This window comes from Rhodococcus sp. 5A-K4 (assembly GCF_046097995.1).
GTDB lineage: Bacteria > Actinomycetota > Actinomycetes > Mycobacteriales > Mycobacteriaceae > Rhodococcus_F > Rhodococcus_F erythropolis.
Map to the genome: position 1 here is coordinate 102,770 of NZ_JBJURM010000021.1, position 17,793 is coordinate 120,562.

The window sequence follows — 17,793 nt, forward strand, 5'->3', positions numbered from 1 at the left end:
AGAGCGGTCGTCGAGACACCGGGAGCCCCGGTTGCCGAGGCGAGTACGACGAACATCTGACTACTTCTCTCTGGTGTCGAGCACGATCGCGACACGTCGTGTCGCTGCGCGAGCTGATACCCATGACGCCTCGTCCGCCTGCACCAGCACGTCCACAGTGGTTTCCTGTGTCGCCTCGATGAGAGTGGTGGAAACAACCTGCGCTTTGCTGGTGATGGGGCCCTGGACTGGGGAGTCATCTTGGTCGCGGGGTGTGTCGACGATGCGCACCATGTCGCCGGCGCGGAGCGGCTCAGCGGGCAGTTTCGCGTAGCTGACGGTGACACCGACCAATGTCAGGCCTTTGGTGGGGATAACGGCAGAAGTGACCGCGTTGGGATTAAGGACGGTTCCGCTCGGAATTGGCACGGCTGCAACCTGTCCGACCACGGTGGCTTTGTCTTCTACTGCGACGGAGGCGATTCCAGCATCGGCGTTGACTTGTTTGGTCGTAAGGTCTTGTGAGGTGATCTGTTGCCCTTGTGCGATGTCCTGTGACACCACCAGCACATTCGTCACTTGACGCATTCCGTTAACCAGAGCTACAGCGCCGATGACGAACACGACTACCAGTGCGATCCCGGCCGCGAGGAATACCGGTCGGCGACGAACTTTGGTCCTCGAAGTCGCGGTGAAGTCGGAAGTCCGTCGAACAGTCGGGTTGTCCGGATCAACGTCTTCCCCGATGGCTTTGGACTTTGCTGTGGTGCGGATTTTTTCGAAAACCATGGGTTTCAGTCCTTTTCGTTCTCAAGCTGGAAGTGCGCTGTGAGTGCCGCAGTGATGAGTTGGCTTCTGGATCGAGCGGCAAAATCCTTCTTCAGCTCATCGAGCACTTCGAAGTCGGAAGCGCGAAGGGAGTAGGCAACAGGCGTGGTCGGAACTTTGGACGGCGATGTCGATCCCACTCCCCTGGCCTTGAAAAGTCGGCCACCCACTACACCCCCCGGGTGGATGAAGTCGTTGAGCCGGTCGTGGGTCGCTTCGATCGCTGCGATGATGAACTCGCCGTTGGTCAGACGACGTACGGTTCGTGCTTCTGCTAGCTGCGTCGCAATTGCAGTGGGCAGATGGACATTCGACGAAACGACAGGATCGACGAGATCGTCGTCCTCGGGCGGCGGATCAGTAGCGCTCGCTGGTGCTGCGAAATCGGCTTCGAGAGATTCGTGCCGGCGTCGCACCATAGAGACGCCCTGGGCGAGTGTCTGCTCAGTTGCCCGTGGAGCGCTCATTGCACTCCGCCTCGACTGACTCCCTGGGCGGGCAATGAAAGACGCTCAGGCTGCCCCTGAGGCGCGTGAACACATCCTGATCGCACAATCATCTTTATCCGCCTATCGCTTCGGCCGTGTGTCGCGCGGCTCCGACCTTGTGCCGCACGACTAGGTATAGCGGCGGGCAGTTACATCACGAACACGTCAGTCACCCACCGAACACAGGGAAATGGCGCAAAGCGGGTAAACCTTCGCAAGGACACTAATCTGACCTGCGGTTATCCGACAGTGATAATAAACCGCGCGGTTCGTAGCAGAACACAAACTGCTGGCAAGACGGTGGTAGGACGGGGTTTTGTTACCTGTGTAATGTCCGTCACAACTACTGCGATTTGACCCTGCACGAACCCCCTCTCGCCGAACTTTGAGCCCTCAATATCGCGACATAGACGCGACCCGGCTCCACGGAATGTTGTTGAAAGTTCTATAACCGCATACGAATTCACACAGAAGGGACTTCGGTCCCTATTCGGTCGGTATCGGGTTCTCCTACAGCCGCAGTGAAGAAGGCGACTGCTTTCGGGCCAGCGAAACGCCGACCCTGCCATTCACACCTGCCTCTTGCCCTCACTCGGCCCCCATGAGGCCGCCGGGCGCCCATATGCGTCCCGTATCGCCGCAAACGGGGGCCTCGCCACAGAGCCACCAAGTGCCCACCATCTATTCACCAATTGCCCACTACTACTCGACTATCTTGGCGCCAGGTGAGCGAACATCTCACTTTCACTCCCCCGCCGGTTGCCTTCTGCAATCCATCTTGTCGCCCGCCGACATTCGATTGACTGCATGTCGACTACTCACCCATGGCCGACTCCTCCCCCTGCACTCCTCGTGACAGAGACCCATAATGCTGCGATCATTGTTGGCATGCCCCTGCCGCTAGGTTCGACGCGCATGGAACCTGCGCACTGGATCGATGATCTGGCATGGCATCGGCAGGTATACAAGCAATCCAAGTTCCGCTGGGACGGCACCGAAGCCCTGCTGGTTGCGACCGAATTCACCGGAGGACGTCAAGACTTCCGAACGGTGGCCGATCTGCGTGAACTTGAGGTATATCGCCTCGCACTTTCCGAGTACACAACAACGTGTCAGCGGGCACTCGGCCTTGCCCTCCAGGAGGCAAGAAACGGCTTAGGAACGAGTGGTTGGGAAGGCGTCGCCGCACTGCTAGATCTCAGCGCTGTGGACTGCTCCGCCAGCTCGTACTTTGCACGTTGGGGCGACCCTCGTATTGCAGGCCAATTCAGCAATCCTCAAGTGCGCAGGATCCGGAAGATGTGTGCTGGATTCTTCTTCGCCAGCCCCCTACTTCTTGCATGGGAACTAGCCCAGCTGTGGAAGCTCTATCGAGCTGCTGAAGAGCTCCTCGAGGACACACTCGTTGACCTTGTCGTCGAGCTACAGCCGCACGTCCACACATCAGATCTGCTTCACGCGTTGCATACGACGACCGAGGTCGGCCTCAGCAATCGGATCAACAGTCAGAGGCACGAGCGCGGCCCAGCTGGAGATCCCCGTCGCGCACCACGCCAGCAGTTCTCCCCATTAAGTATCTAGGACATAACCGCCGTTCAAACGCCTTTATACCGCCGTTTATGGCACAAATTCCGCTGTTCAGGGAAAGGGCGAAATCGTGCCCGTGTTGGACGGCGGTGGCATGCCTGCCAGATATCTGGGCCGATTTTGGTTGAATTCGGCCCGACTACGGCTGTGACGTCTTAGGATCTTTCTCCCGTCGTGTCCGCTCCCAATTCCGGCACGGCGTCCGTCACGCGTTCCTCTGCACCTTCTGCTTCGGGTTCCTCTGTGGATTCTCCTGTTGCCTCCGCCCTCAAATATGGCCCGGCTTCCAGCACTTGTTCCACTGAGATTTGAGGCGTTTTGACTACTGCGGTTTCTGGCAATTGTTCTCCCGGATCCTCTGGCCTCAGCTCCACTGTCATTTCACGTGCGATTTCCTCCGATGATTCCGGCAGCAGTTCCCTCGCTCCTTCCGCCATAAGTTCTGGCGCGACTTACGGCACGATCCATGGCATCAATTCGTACGGCAACACACGCCTACTTTCCCGCCATAATTCTGGCATGCTTTCTGGCGTGCTTTCCACCGTGTTTACCTGCGTGTTTTCACGTACGACTTGCAAGTAGTTTTCACCCGTGATTCACTACCTGTATGCAGGCAGCGAATCACGTAGGGAATGCAGCACACATACGGGCAATTATTCCTGCTTGCACTACAGCGTGAATACACCCCGTAATGACCGCCATCAATCACACGCGATGTCCTACGCGTTGTGCGGCGTGAAACTCGGCAGACACTTTTCATCCGGAACCTAACCAACGTCGGAGTGACCAAATGGCACAGAACATCGCAGCAGCCGTTTCCGAAACTGCGTTCAGCAAGCAGATTCCCAACACCATCGCCTTCGCGAACGGCAAAGGCGGGGTAGGGAAGACCTCATTGAGCGCCAACTGTGGTGGGCTTGCAGCCGCTGGTGGGTGGCGAGTCCTCATCCTCGACCTTGATCCTCAGGGGAACCTCGCCCGCGACCTCGGGTACGACGTTGCCGACGGTCAAGACCTGCTCAATGCGCTCATCACCGGCACTGAGCCCCCGCTGCTCAAGGATGTCCGGCCAGGCCTCGACGTTGTTCCCGGTGGCCCCACGCTCGCTGATATCCAGGGCCTGATGTTTTCACGTGCCAACAGGTCTCATAGCGACGACGACGGCGAGCCCGAAACACTAGGTGACCTGCTGTTTCGATCGCTTTCCGGCATTGCGGCGAACTACGATCTCATCTTGTTCGACACCCCGCCTGGTGACGTTATGATCCTCGACGCCGTTCTTGCGTGCTGCCAAGGCGTGGTCATCCCCACTCGAGCAGATGAAGGCAGCCTTGACGGTCTCACTCGAATTGCGAAGCGCTTCAAACGCGCTCGACGCGTCAATCCGGACCTCCGCCTCGCCGGCGTCGTCCTCTTCGGTATCGGGTCCCGATCCTCTCGGCTCGAAGATGCAGTTCGAGACTCTGTCTACGAGATCATCGGAGAATCAGCTCCCGTCTTCGATACCTATATCCGCTACCTGGAAACGGCAGGCTTCGACCTACGTCGCCACGGCATCCTCGCCCACGAACTCGAAACTCAAGCCGCTGCCGCACAGAAAGGCCGCCTCAAGGCACTTCGAGCAGGAACTAAGCCTGCAGAAGATTTCTTGGCGCGCAATGCAACTGGGCTCGCAGAGGACTACGAAAAGCTCACGATGGAAATCATCGGCAAACTGACCGAGATCAATCAGGAAGTCGAGGCAGTGTCGTGAGCGCACGCAAGGTTGCGCGCGAAAGCCTCGAGGACGCATTCTCCGCGCCCAGTGGGCCCGGGCGCAGGGGAGCGGGGCTGGCTCGAATGCTGCCGCCGACGCGTGCGCCGCGGCCATCAGTTCCCGTGGACCCTGCCGATACCGCTGAGCAGACGTCGCCCGCCGTTCGTTCCACAGCACCAGGTATGCCGATGCCGGTAGAGCCAGAGCATTCTGAAACCCCGCCAGATCCGAAGGTCGCGTCGAACACGCAGGCACCGAGCATTCCGGACAATGCCTCTCAAACGAATCCAGGCGAAGCCCTTCAGTCAGCGAAGTCACGCATGTCCTCGTTGACCCCGCCGTCGGCCGATCCTGAGGCCGCAGGTGATGTGAAACCCGCCGAACCGGCCGCATCATCCACTCCGGCGATGGATGTCGACGACGCGCCGGATGATGTCGACGCGGTCGAGAACATGCCGATCTACATCGATAGCGCCACTCTGACGGCCCTGAAGGCTGAGAAGGGGCGGATAGGGGGGACGTACGCCGATGTCGCCGAAGTCGCGTTGGACGAACAGATCGGCGAAGTAGGGGACATTCTGCGGCAAGGGCCGGCGAAGAGCCCACAAGCTGGTGCATTCAGTTCGTTGCCCAAGCGACGGAGGTCGCCTCAGATTCGAGGTGGAATCCAGGTTCAGTTGCGGTTCACGAAAGCGCAGCGAGACTGGCTCGATGAGAAAGTCGCGGAGTTCGGCGCACCGTCGCGCAGTGTCGTGGTAGCGGTTGCATTGCAAATCCATCTCGGGACCCGGCCGAAGTAGGGGCGTGCGGGGAAGTAGTTCCTTCTCCAATATTGGTTCGGACTTACGTCTTTCTCCTCGTTCCCCACTTCGCTCCCCACAATGCTCCCCACTCGCGTGGGGAGCATTTTATGTGCCTTGAACTGTACTTATGTCTCGCTCCCCATGCTCCCCACACTTTTCCGCTGAGGTTCGCGCGTAGAGGGATTCGGGTGGTGTTTGGCTACATGTGTCGTGTCATGTCCTGACTGGGAGTGCGGAGATGTGATGAGCCCGGAGCAGACTCACGAAAAGTTCTTCGACGGGATCGGTCACAGGAGTGATCTCCAAGGACCTCCTCTCTTTTGAGGACGGGATACCTGGCGATCAAAGGAAGGGGAGTGAGCTGTCACCATGGTTTCGGCACCAGCACGCGACACACCCGAAAATGGGGGTAATCGCTATCAGATACGAATTGGATCTAAGGTTGCGTTATGGCACGTCCACACAAGGGGCCGCGCGGGTTCATTGCAACTCGGGCGCCTGAATGTCAACACAACGTCTACGAGCAACGCGCCCGGGAGATCGGTCTCCCGTCTGGCGACTACGCAGTACTCGTCCTTGCTCTCGTTCATGGCTTCGACGTGCCCGACTACATCATCGTTCAGCTTGATCCGGAGTCGTTGCATCGTCTCGATCCCGGGCAGTACGCATCTAGCAATGTCCAGGTCGACCGTTTGGTTGCAGCTGTGGAACGACGGTCTCGACCCCAGCAACTACGGATGGTGGGGACATGATCTTTACCTAGACAGCGAAAAACCCCCCGTGCTTGGCGGCAGGAGGGGGGCTTTTCTCGAATTTTCCGTCCGCTCGATCCGTGAAAGGAGCGGTGCGTCTTCAATGGTAGCTCAACCCCGCTTGGGGAGGCCACCTTTGTGGGCCGTGTCGTTGTGACATACGCACCCGTCGGTATTAAATGATGACCTTGCCCGCGCGCCGCGGCCATATGTGGTCGATGGACAACATTCGGGGACTTCTTGAGTCCTCGGGTGGAATGAAGGTGCGCAGCTCCACGCAGCTCTCGGCGCGGTGCCCAGTTCATCCGGATGACAACGCATCCCTGTCGGTAACGTGGACGGATGATGGTGCCGGCGGAAAGATCCTGCTCAAGTGCCATGGTTGCGCCGCTAGCGCGCAGGACATTGTTGACGCCCTGGGGATCGCGACGTCCGATCTCTTCGATACACCCCTTCCTCCTGGGAGTTCCACCTCAGTCCTCGCCGGACGGTCAGCGCGTCAGCGGACTGCCGGCCGACGTCGAGGAAAGCTGGGCGCACTTCCAAAGCCGATTGCGACGAAATCTGCCGCTCGTGAACTTGATCACGACTGGATGCATGTCGCGGCATACCCGTATGTCGATGCGGAGGGCAAGCTTGTCCAGGAGGTGATTCGGGAAGAGTGCACCAGCTGTGAGCTGGGTCGGCACAAGCAGTTTCGGCAAGTTTTCATTTCTCCCCTCGGCCGGCGTGTCAAGCAGAAACCCCGCGAATTCCGCTCAGTGCTCTATCGATTGCCACAGATCCTTGAGGCAATCACTGCCGGACAAGCTATCTGGCTCCTCGAAGGTGAAAAGGATGTCGACACCGCCGAACAACTGGGTCTTGTCGCTACGACCAATGCGCAAGGTGGGCGCAGTTTTCCTCCTGAGTGTGCAGAGATCTTTCACGAGGTCACCGTTCGAATCGTTCTCGATCGCGACGACGCCGGTTGGAATCGGGGCATCGATCTTGCGTCCTTACTCGGAGGGGTGGGAGCGCACGTACAACTGCTGTTACCGGCGACACTCGAGCCCAAGAGCGATTTCTCTGATCACGTACTGGCGGGGAAGTGGAGAGGGGACGACGAATTCGGTGGTTTCATCCCCGTCAACGCCGGCGAGGTCGCGGCGCACGCGTACGCGGGTGCGGTGCGCGGGAAGCACCTACTTGTCGAAAAGGCCGCAGCCGAGGCTCATGCTCACGTCGCCTCGATCACTGATACAAGTGATTCGCAGCTGTCCTTAAAGCGCGCCAAGCGTTGGGCCCTGGAATCGGAACTTCGATTCGGGATATTGAGTGAAGCTGTTGATCGTTGTCGTCTCCAGGCTGCGGCGGAGGGCAGTGAGTGGGCAGGTCAGGCGGCCGACGAGGCAGTGGCCGCTTGGCGGCTGGCGCGCAATGCAGCTCGTGGGTCACATGAAATAGCTCAGGTTCCGGTCCCTCCGTTGCTGCAGGATCCTGATCTTCACAATGAAGTGCCAGCAGCTCAAGAAGAGGCCGCTGGTTCGTCGTCGGGATCTGCGCGTGTCCTCGAGACTGGTGTTACTGCCGCGCCTGGAGGATCCACCGTTCAGCGAGGTTCGGCGATTTCAGCGCCGACGTATCGGATCGTCGATATGCAGTTGGTCGAGATCACAACGACCAAAGATGGGGAAGAGAGCGCCAAACTCGTCTTGGGTTTGGATGCCCGCATCGTCGAAATGGAGTATCTGGAAGCTCAGGACGAGTCGTTCGACATTGACCTGCCCAAACTGATGGGGCGAGAGGGGATTGTCGGACAGAGAGAGGCGAATCCTCCTGCACCCAAACAACTTTCAGCCGTCATTATCGGTTACACACATCCCGACACCGGGGAATTCATGCGGCTGCGGATCGCCGCTCTCGATTACCGCGACTGCGGTTGGGTCGAATCGTTGCCTGGCCCTCCTGCTTATGACTCACGCCCTTCCGGAATAGCAAAGTTGCGTGATGCGCTCAAGGTCGCCGGCGGGACAATCGCGCGAACCGTTCGGTTCAGATCCACCGGATGGCGACGGACCCCGGAAGGGGAGTGGTTCTTTGTGCATGCCGGGGGTGCGATCAGTGGTGATGGAGCACGTGTGGCTCCGGTCTTGCTGAGTGGACCTTTGGCTCGTTACGACCTGCCTGCACCGATTCGAGATGCGACGCGGATCCGAGAGGCGTTCTTGGCGCATTCGGGCTCGATGTTGACTCAGTTCCCCTCGCGTGTGTCCGCGACGTTGCTCGGGCACGTCTATCGATCTGCTCTCGGCCCGAACCCGTGGGTGCTGTTGATCGTGGGCTCACCGGGGTCGTACAAGACGTCTCTGACATCAATCGCGATGCATCACTGGGGGGAGTTGTGGGATCGGCGGCGGCCGGCATCGTCCATGTCGGGCAACGGAGATACGCTCAATGCCCTTCGGATCAAACTGAATTCGGCGAAGGATGCCCTCTACTGGGCTGATGACGTTGCTCCGACGCGGGATTGGGGTGCCGCTCAGAAGTCCCTGGAGGAATTCGCACGCATGGTGCATAACGGAGAATCTCGATCGCGTTCCACTCGTGATGGTTTGGGCATTCTCGATGGCACACCCCCTCGCGCGTCAGCTGTTGTCACGTCCGAGGTCATGCCTCGTCCCGGATCGGGCGCTCAGCGCATGCTTGCAGTACCTCTGCAAGCGGATGAGATCGAGTTGGATCAGCTCATTGCTCTCGACCGGGACGAGAGTCGGCACGGCCGCGCCTTGTTGATGGCCAGCTTCCTGCAGTATCTGGCCAGTCGTTTGGACGAGACTCGCGAGATAGCGGCTCGAGCCGCTGCGCATTATGCCGAGTCTCTGCGCTCGAGTGGAGAGAGTGTGCGCCAAGCTGAAGCCGTGGGCGCGATCTGGGGCGGTTGGGTTGCTATGACCCGTTTTCTACTCGATGTGGGCGCATTGACAGAGCAAGAAGTCGATCAGACCCTAGAGATGGTCCATGTCGGCCTCCGCGACGCGATTACCGCGGCCGCCGATCCTGATTTGCCTTCTCGCACTGGTGCCCGGGTTCGCGAGCTGATTGCCCATGCCCTACGTACCGGATTGGCGTATGTCGACGATGTTCGGACCGGCGAGGCTCCCGTGTTTCCCCTGGCTAACAGGTTGGGGTGGCGACGGACACTTGTGGGTGAATTCCAAGACGTAAAGAAATATCGCGAAGACGCGCGCGGAATCCGCCTTGGCTACGTACTCACTGATCCGACGCCACGCGATGGGGAAGCCCAATTGCTCGTGGAGTCAACGGCTCTCGAGCAGGTCCTCAAGGCAGCAGCACAATCGATGTCGGATGCTCCACAGATCGACCGCGGCACAGCGCTGCGAGCCTTGTACGACGAAGGGATCCTGATCGGCGAAGAGCGCACAGGTAAAACGCCTAGGTACACGGTCCAGCGCACTATCCATTGTGAAGATCGGCGTCAGCGCTTGACCGCGTTGAGGTTGTGGAAGGTACTCGGCGATGACGAGTCCGACGGAGCAGGTCCCTCAGATTCTGACGGAACATGCCCTTCAGGATCGGATGACACGAGAAATCCTGGCGTCAGTCGCGGACCTGTAGACGAAAGTGCCATATCCCGCCTCTCTCGGGTGCACCATCTCTCGCACCTTTCAGGCATCCTGCCAGCGAAATCCAGTCGGGGTCATCACCTACAGTCCTCCATGCCCGATAACACGCAGAACTTGAACGTGTCTGCTATCGCCGAGGAGGAGCAGGTGGCAAGCTATCACGACGCGGAAGGCTGCAGAGGGGTCGCCGAACCGATCTTCCCCGCCGCACCGTGCTCGATGTGTGGACTCACCTCACCCTTCGCGTTCGAAAAGCGCCCGATGCACATCGAGTGCTGGCTCGACAGCACGGCCAAAATGCGTGCGGCGCTGTCTGTTTCATCTCCAAATAGCGACGACATGGCGGAAAACGTGTCGCCGCTGTCCGGCAAATCCCTACCTTCAGGCAGAAACTCAGGGAGAACTTCGACGCACGCCAGCGAAAGTCGCGCAGTAAGGCTCGATCCGAGCACAACCGGCAGTGCGGCGAATCGACGGCGCTTCGCCGGGCCGGCGGGGGTACTCGACGTCGATGGATTATGGCTACCGAGCGGTGAGGTTATCGACCCCGGCCCCATCCTCCACGTGGGGCACATTGCCGAAGTGATCCGGGCACAGAACTTCGGTACCGCAGTGAATGAACGGTGGAGCGAGCCCGGGCAAATCTGGGTGACCGACGCCATGGCGCGGCGGTTCGGGATCGAGACAGGGACCCTCGGAGATGATCCACGTCAACGTGCTGAAGAAATGCGCACGTTGACCGCAGGTATCCCTTTCGTGACTGAGGCTTTGGAGGAGGGCTGGTCTCTGGGCGGAAAGTTCGGTGATCGTCTGGGTACGTGGACGCGAGTGTGGCATGGCGACGAACGGGGTGTCTGGATAGCGTTTGTCTCGGCAATGGGTCAGGACGAAGCGGATATGCCGATCCTCGCCGATGACCCGACGCCAGCGGTATTGGCGGCACGCTTGGCGACGTTCGCCGACGCGTTGAAGTTTCCGTGGGCAATGTCTGCGTCCACGACAGGATTCGATCTGATGATCAGCACTCGTTCGCGGGAACGCGACACGGTTTTCGCTCCGTCACAACCAATTCCACCATCCCAGATGAGTAACACCGAAACCGATATCGACTGGTCACGGCCCCTGACCACGGATGAGGCCGAACATCTCTTTATCCACGCGTATGACCGAGGTGGATCCCACGCCGCAGGCATCGCCAGCCTCGAACTCGGAATCGGAGATCCGCAGCATCACGAGAGCGGCGCCGTATTCGACAAATCTCTGCCTGGTTACTGGAAGATCGAGATTCCGGAATCCTCGGACTGGCGGTACCCGAATCCATTGAACCCGAGAGGGCTTTCGATCAACGAGCCCAAATGGGTCACAACGCCGACCATGCAGTACGCCCACGAACTCGGTTACGAGCCGGAAGTTATCGAGGCGTACGTGTGGAACGAGCACGGCAGAGTCCTCGATCCTTGGTACAAGCGGATCCGCGATGCGCGTACCGCATTGGACCTTGCCGATCCCGATGCTCAACTCGCCCGCGATCAACTCAAGGTTGTCTACACACGCACTCTGGGCATGCTCGGCAGTAGCGATTTCATGAAGGGCCGGCCGGGCTATGCTCCGGAACGGCGCCATCACATCATCGCGAAAGCCCGAGCGAACATCCTCCGCCGCGTGGTGAAGATCGGCAAGGCCGCCGACCGGTGGCCAGTTGCCATCTCGAACGACACCGTTCTGTACGTCTCCGACAATCCTGATCCGATCGCTTCCTGGCCTGGAGAGCAAGAGACGCTAGGTCGCGGGTTCGGGCAGTACAAATGGGAAGGCTCGGCCTTGCTCGCCGACCAGGCCGAGTTCTTGACCGGTAAGGGCTACCGAGGAAAAGACCAACTCCATTTGGACTGGAATGCCGCGGACTACACCGTTCGCGGTGATCAGTGATGGCACGTAAGAACACGAACAAAGATCCTGGCCGCCGGTCAAAAATCTTCGGTGCCCTCACTGGAAGAAGCGGCGCCTCGGTGTCACCCGGGCGAGCAGCTCCGGACGTTCGAGGACTATTGCTCGCTGCGTATGGACTCAATAAGCGAGGCGGTCTCAACACTGCAGATGCGGCCAAAGACCTTGGGGTAACCCAACGTACGGTTCAGCGGTGGGTAGCAACAGAAGGGCACCAACGGATCGGTAAACCCAAAGCAGACACGTTGCAGAAACTCGCAAAGAAATCACGGCAAGCGGCCACGACGCAGCGCGGACGCAAAGCTGCGCTGGCATCTTTTCGAGCGACGTCGAAAGGCAAGGCACTCGCAAATCGGGGTGGTCACCTTCGCGTACGTGGTCATCAAGGTCCGAGCGCCGCCGGTAAGACCTACAAGCGGGACCGCCAGATCCAACTCGAACTCACCCCTGCCGATGTCGAAGCAATGTGGTCTGCGTTCGAGCAGAACGGCGATGAAGGTGTGTCCAAGTGGATGACGAACCATGCCGATGAGCAGTATGTCGCCGGCTGGGAATTCGAACGCATCGACGAGATGGGGATCGATCGCCCATGAAGGCCCCTGCGGCCCCTCGTTGGACGCGCAAGCGCCTCGAAGCGATGTTGGGGACCTGCTACGGGCGTACCCCCACCGGACACGTTGATACGGCTGCCGTCGCGAATACGGCCGGCGTCAGTGTTCGCACTGTCCAGCGATGGATGGCGGGCAGTAACCGCCAGAATGCGGCGATTCCGCACACCAGACTTCTGCAGTTGTGCCGCCCGCCGGCCGACACCCAGGAACGATCACAACAGGCTGCTGACTATGCGAGTGAAGCGATCACGAAGATCTCTCTGCCCAAGGGGCGAGGGATCCTTCCCGCATGGCGCGAACAAGGTTGGCTGGAACCGCACGTCGTTGGAGTACTCGCATTACGCGGTCTTCCGCTTCGGCAAGTGGTGATCAGTAACGGCACTGCTCGATCGACGGCCGACTTGCGGCGGCGAGGTGAGTTGCTCGACGTCACGACTGTGCCGACACGGTTCCACGCCACTGTTCTCGTTCATGAGGTGCTCTCGCGTGTCGAACCGTGGTGCGTGTTGCCTTCTCGCGAGATCCTGGCAGTCGGTAGGACACAGGTCTGGGCTGAAGACGGTCCAGTAGTGGACCTTTCGCAGCTCGCTGTGGCCGCGGCTTTGCGCTGACACCACCCAACGTCGCGATACCGACGTATTGGAAAAGCCCCCACAGTGGTGAAACCGCGATCAATGAGAGGTCAGCGTGCGTCCGGGTCCAGTCCCACGAGTCTGAGTACTCGCCAGAGATTTTCGTTGTCCAAAGTCTTGCGGTGTTCCGCGATGGCTTGGACGAGCTTTTCTATGACCTCGCGTGATCGCGGGTTGAACTGTGCTGCCCGCTCGCCTATCCAGGCCAGAGGCGCATCCTCTGCCTTGTCGATTCGGTCGAGCGCCATGACTGATTTGTCGATGAATTTCCTGGCGCGGCCTTGTTGTTTGTCATCCAACTCTTCTGCGTCGAGAGCTGCTTTGGCTTGATCCACGAAGTCTTCGAGGATGGCCGTCGCCCGATCCGCCAATTCATCGTCGAAAGCCAGCACATTCCAAAAGTTTCGCCAGTGCGCGTTGTACTTTCGCTCTGAGGATCGAGGAATCAGGTGATCACGAAGGATGCATTCGAAAACCTCTGCATCAAGCACTCGCAGGTCGGCGGCACCGCTAAAGGCCGGCAAATCAACAGGGTTGGAGATCCTGCGCCACGGCTCTTGCTGCGTCATCGGTGGGATCCTCATCCTCTGTACTACTGCCGTTTCAATACCCTCATCCACTTCAACACACACATGTCGGCTAAGGGCCGAAACTGCGGGGTTCCGAACACAACCTACCGCCCGCTGCCCCTGATCCTCACGCTGCCCCCGGCACCGTGAGGGTCAGGGGTATTTTCATCGAAAGTTTCCCATATATCAGCAGGTCAGGCAGTAGAATGATCAGTGTCCTAGTGAAGTGTGGGCGGACTGACCATCCTCCCTCTACCGGTAATTTTGGAGTTGGCATGTTGACAATTTCGCACAGCGCGGTTGATGGCACGTTGATCGATGGAACCTCCCGCGGTGACGGTTCCGGCGAGGTTCTACGGGCGCACGGGTGGCGGTGGTTTCGCAGCATTGCGATGTGGGGAATGCGGGGGAGTCGCGATCGCGCGCCCCGGGTTCGCTTGATCGAAATGACGGCAGATGCCTTACTGGCGCAGGGTTTCGAGGTCGAGATTTCAATCGATGCCACAGCTAGGCCGGCGGTAGAGGTTGAAGCCGATCGCATCGAGCCGCAGGCGGAGCGCGTCGCTGCACTCGAGCAGAAGGCGGAACGTCGCTCGGTTAGAGCGAAACAGGCGTGGAAGGCGGAACATCGCGCGGTCGAAGCGCTGCCTCCAGGGGGAGAGCCGATCAAGATCGGTCATCATTCCGAACAGCGCCATCGTCGAGCACTCGATACGGCGCACAGGCGGCTCGGTCAGGCAGTTTCCGCCGAGAATGATGCACGGCAAGCGCAACGACGTGCAGAGTCCGCAGCTGCGACTACAGAGGCTCGCTACAGCCCTGTGACGGTGAAGAACCGCATCGACAAGTTGCACGCCGATCAGCGGGCGGACCAGCGCGAACGCGACGGACATGAACGGACGTTGTTTGTCCTGGGCGACACCAAGCAGGTCGAGAAATTCCCACCTGCGCAAGGTGCTTACCGGGAACTGCTCGAAAACAGGATCGCCGATCGCGAGGACCAGATCAGTTACTGGGAAGCGGTCCGGGCTCAGCAAATCGAATCCGGGAAGGCGACGAACTACGGTCCCGACACGATCTCGAAGGGCGATCTCGTCCAGTGGTCCGGAGGTTGGTACTCGGTTGTCCGGGTCAACAAAAAGTCTGTGACGATTCCTTCCATAGTCGGGGGGAGTTGGACTGACACCATGCCGTATCACAAGCTCAGCGGGCATAAACGTCGCGATGAAGGTGCGCAGACCGCGGCGGCCGGAACCGTCTCAGAGGAGACCTGCTCATGAGTGATCATCGAACAGAAATCCACAGCGGAGAGTTTCGGCAGTCTCGGCACTACCCGGTTGCTGCGGCAGTGGAGGACGTTGCAGCGCAGTCCTTTTCGAGGTTGTACCCAGATGCGCAGTGGCCTCCGGTCAATGCACAGTTTGCCGATGTTTATCGTTTAGCCGCTTGGAGGCTTCTCACACCAATCACGGTTGTTGCAGCACTCGACTGCGCAGTGTTGACGTCGCGAGAATGGTTGTCACTCAATGAGTGTGAACAGTCGGAGTGGATCGCACAGGCACAGGGAACCAATTCGCTGCTGGTGCGCACTGCGGTCGGAGCCATGACAGCGGAGAGCGTCGCTGCGATATAGCGGAGCCTGCGCCATCCCGAGGATTCGCAGGCCACCACCCATGGATCAGGCCTGGTCGCGCAACCGGCGACCAGGCCTTCTTCCATGTCTCGCCCTGCCCCCGGCACGGCGAGGGTCAGGGGCATTTCGGACCAATTCCGTCGGTGCTGTCGGTTAGTGTTTGTGCTGTCCTAGTTCGTTTTCGGTGAGCGTGACCAGCTCACCTTGTGCCCACTCAAAGGGGATCTGTCGTGGTGTTTGTTTCAGTACCGAGTGTCGAGAGTGCAATTTCCGATAGCAGGCGTGAGGCGTGGGCATTTTTGTCCGTGGTCTCGGACGGGCCATCCGCGGCGTTGGTCGCTTTGGTCGAGGAGCTCGGAGTCGAAGAGGCTGCAGCAGCTGTTAGGGACCGAGTGCCCGTCGAGGGATTGCCTCTGGGATCTGAGGATCTACGGCGAGGCGATCGGGCCGCGCAATTCCTCGAGGTCACCGACCGTCTCGGCGGGCGGTTTGTCACTCCCGACGACGCGGAGTGGCCACGCGAACGATTTAGCGCCCTCGCCGGCGCAGACGGGGATGATGTGAGCCCTCTTGGACTCTGGGTCCTCGGCACTGGTTCCCTGCACTCCGATCGGGGCATGATCGCGATCGCGGGAAGCCGGGCGTCGACGGCATACGGCGAACATGTGACCTCCGAGATTGCCGGTGACCTGTCCGCTACGGGTTGGACTGTCGTTTCGACAGGATCCTTCGGAATTGCTTCTGCCGCACATCGTGCTGCCTTGGCAGTGGGCGGTGCGACGATCGCAGTCACAGCAGCAAGCATCGACCGGCCTCATCCCGCTGCACATGAGCGAATGTTCCGAGACATCTCGGAGCATGGCGGCCTTGTGGTCAGTGAGTACTCGCCCACACACTCGGTCCCCTCTCGGCATCGTTCGCTCGCGCTGAATCGCTTGATCGCCGCCCTGTCTCAGGCGTCGGTGGTTGTAGAGACCGGTTGGCGCGGCGGTTCTCGTGACATTTTGACGTGGGCGTCCAAGCTCGGCCAACCCGCGCTGGCGGTACCAGGTCCGGTGACCTCGGCCGCCTCCGAAGGGTGTCACCGAGCGATCAGGGAGGGTCACGCTGCCTTGGTGACGAATAGTGCGGACGTCGTCGCCGCGATCGCCTAAACCCCGATCCCCGCAGACGCGGGGAAGGCCCTGGTCCGCACCCTCTGGACCAGGGCCTTTCTCGCGTCTCGCCCTGCCCCCGGCACGGCGAGGGCAGGCGGCATTTCACCGCCGTTCATGGCTCTTTTTGTCGGTGGCATGTGGCAGTGTCATCGGTGTTGTCCTAGTCCGGTGCGCCTCACCAGCGCACCCCCACGACCCAAAGGGGTTACCTGTGAGTACTTTTCGTTTGTCTTCGCCGTCCGATTGCGTTGCCGGTGCTGTTGCGCTCGGCGGTCATATTCCTGTCGATGAGGTGGTTGTGATCGCCCTCGATCTCGAGCCGATGCCGGTTGCGATGATCAAGCTGACTGATGTCGAGTCGGGGCGAGTTCTGGCGAATCTGGAGGGCGCTACTCCGTTTGCCCAGTGCCGCGAAATGTTGGTAGTGGTGTTCGGGCCGGTTGAGCGTGGCGATGCTGTGGGTGAGGTGTTCGAGCAGTTCCGACCGGATGCGGTTACACCGGTGTACGTCTTCACCGAGGGTGTCGTTCGCCGGTGGCACGGCGTCGGATCGCTCGCGGTGCAGGCTGGTGACCAGATGGATTTGCGGTCGCATCCGATCGTGTTGGAGGCGCAGTCACTCGGCGTGGCCACGCTGCAGACTCGTGCGCAGATGCGCGCAGCTTTCGAACCAGCTCAGTTCGGCGCAGAGCGCGCTGCAACGGTCGCGCAAGGTTTCGATCAGCAGCGAGTGAAATTGGCGGCCATGGATCCACGCGGGGCAGCCGAACTCGCGTTCACCAGTGGATTAGCGCCGTATATCGGTCGTGCAAAGAATGACGGGGGAATCGTCGTCACGGACGAACATGCAGCGCTTATCGCGGCCGCGATGCACGATGTGACTGTCCGTGATCTGTTGTTCGTGCATGTGACGGACAAGAACGCCGATGCCGCCGCTGAGATGTTGCGGCAAGTAGGGGCACTACTGCCCGCCAACCTTGCCGGTCCGGTGATCATCATCGGCGCGATATTCCATTGGGTGGCGCGTCATGCGGCGCTTTCTCGCGAGGCCCTCATCGTGGGGCGCACTCTCGATCCGGCTCATTCCTTCGGGCAGTTGTTCGAGCGCGCACTCGACTTCGGAATGAATCCGGCACTCTGGGACCAACTGCGCACGGCGGCGGTAACAGCGAGCACTCGAACCGGAAGATAACGATTCGGTGGTGCCGTCCCGATCAGCCAAAGGATGGCACCACCACTTTCGATTGCGCCGCAACCGAAACAGCGCACACATTTTTTGTGCGCGCCTTCTCTTGGAATCTTTTTTGCCACAACGAAAAGCAGCCACGAGTCCGGCGCGCAGCGCGTAGGACTTCCGTCATCAGGGCGGCTTGCCGCCCGCGCCCTTCCGGTTCCGGGCGCAGCCCGGAACCACGGCCCCGAAGG

The 17,793-nt window shown here is 59.9% G+C and carries 13 protein-coding genes; 10 read left to right on the forward strand and 3 right to left on the reverse strand.

The annotated features are described in order from the left end of the window. Positions 1-60: 60 nt before the first annotated feature. Together ACKAMS_RS24395 and ACKAMS_RS24400 are read right to left on the reverse strand one after the other, a co-directional pair. The gene (locus tag ACKAMS_RS24395) at positions 61-768 is read right to left on the reverse strand and encodes an SAF domain-containing protein (protein ID WP_135000657.1); all 708 of its coding nucleotides are present in this window, start codon (positions 766-768) and stop codon (positions 61-63) included. Between the two features lie 5 nt (positions 769-773). Further along, a complete protein-coding gene (locus tag ACKAMS_RS24400; protein WP_408989673.1) occupies positions 774-1,274 on the reverse strand; it encodes a hypothetical protein in 501 nt (166 codons plus the stop codon). Positions 1,275-2,147: 873 nt separating this feature from the next. Here ACKAMS_RS24400 and ACKAMS_RS24405 point away from each other — a divergent pair. From ACKAMS_RS24405 to ACKAMS_RS24435, 7 genes are all read left to right on the forward strand, one after another. Then, positions 2,148-2,876 carry a hypothetical protein gene (locus ACKAMS_RS24405; RefSeq protein ID WP_408989674.1) on the forward strand — a complete coding sequence of 243 codons (729 nt, stop codon included), beginning with the start codon at positions 2,148-2,150 and terminating at the stop codon, positions 2,874-2,876. A gap of 796 nt (positions 2,877-3,672) precedes the next feature. Next, positions 3,673-4,635: a ParA family protein gene (locus tag ACKAMS_RS24410; protein WP_042953771.1), complete on the forward strand. Its 963-nt coding sequence runs from the start codon at positions 3,673-3,675 to the stop codon at positions 4,633-4,635. Then, a complete protein-coding gene (locus tag ACKAMS_RS24415) occupies positions 4,632-5,438 on the forward strand; it encodes a hypothetical protein (RefSeq protein ID WP_408989675.1) in 807 nt (268 codons plus the stop codon). The genes ACKAMS_RS24410 and ACKAMS_RS24415 overlap by 4 nt, the downstream gene beginning before the upstream one ends. A 452-nt stretch (positions 5,439-5,890) precedes the next feature. Continuing rightward, positions 5,891-6,193: a hypothetical protein gene (locus tag ACKAMS_RS24420; protein WP_042446037.1), complete on the forward strand. Its 303-nt coding sequence runs from the start codon at positions 5,891-5,893 to the stop codon at positions 6,191-6,193. Between the two features lie 257 nt (positions 6,194-6,450). Then, positions 6,451-11,748 carry a telomere-binding protein gene (locus tag ACKAMS_RS24425; RefSeq protein WP_408989676.1) on the forward strand — a complete coding sequence of 1,766 codons (5,298 nt, stop codon included), beginning with the start codon at positions 6,451-6,453 and terminating at the stop codon, positions 11,746-11,748. A gap of 263 nt (positions 11,749-12,011) precedes the next feature. Then, positions 12,012-12,359 carry a hypothetical protein gene (locus ACKAMS_RS24430; RefSeq protein WP_225989397.1) on the forward strand — a complete coding sequence of 116 codons (348 nt, stop codon included), beginning with the start codon at positions 12,012-12,014 and terminating at the stop codon, positions 12,357-12,359. After that, on the forward strand, positions 12,356-12,988 hold the full coding sequence (locus ACKAMS_RS24435) for a hypothetical protein (protein WP_408989677.1): 633 nt from the start codon (positions 12,356-12,358) through the stop codon (positions 12,986-12,988). The genes ACKAMS_RS24430 and ACKAMS_RS24435 overlap by 4 nt, the downstream gene beginning before the upstream one ends. A 71-nt stretch (positions 12,989-13,059) precedes the next feature. On the opposite strand, the gene ACKAMS_RS24440 is transcribed toward ACKAMS_RS24435, so the two are convergent. Further along, positions 13,060-13,578: a hypothetical protein gene (locus ACKAMS_RS24440; protein WP_408989678.1), complete on the reverse strand. Its 519-nt coding sequence runs from the start codon at positions 13,576-13,578 to the stop codon at positions 13,060-13,062. Between the two features lie 275 nt (positions 13,579-13,853). On the opposite strand from ACKAMS_RS24440, the gene ACKAMS_RS24445 reads away from it, so the two are divergent. The 3 genes from ACKAMS_RS24445 to ACKAMS_RS24455 all read left to right on the forward strand — a co-directional run bounded on the left by ACKAMS_RS24445 (position 13,854) and on the right by ACKAMS_RS24455 (position 17,560). Then, complete coding sequence (locus tag ACKAMS_RS24445; RefSeq protein WP_408989679.1) at positions 13,854-14,858, forward strand: DUF3560 domain-containing protein; 1,005 nt, start codon at positions 13,854-13,856, stop codon at positions 14,856-14,858. 583 nt (positions 14,859-15,441) lie between these two features. Beyond that, positions 15,442-16,365: a DNA-processing protein DprA gene (locus ACKAMS_RS24450; RefSeq protein ID WP_408989680.1), complete on the forward strand. Its 924-nt coding sequence runs from the start codon at positions 15,442-15,444 to the stop codon at positions 16,363-16,365. A 214-nt stretch (positions 16,366-16,579) separates the two neighbouring features. After that, positions 16,580-17,560, forward strand: a complete 981-nt coding sequence (locus tag ACKAMS_RS24455) for a DUF4192 family protein (RefSeq protein WP_225989398.1) — start codon at positions 16,580-16,582, stop codon at positions 17,558-17,560. The last annotated feature ends 233 nt before the right edge of the window (positions 17,561-17,793 follow it).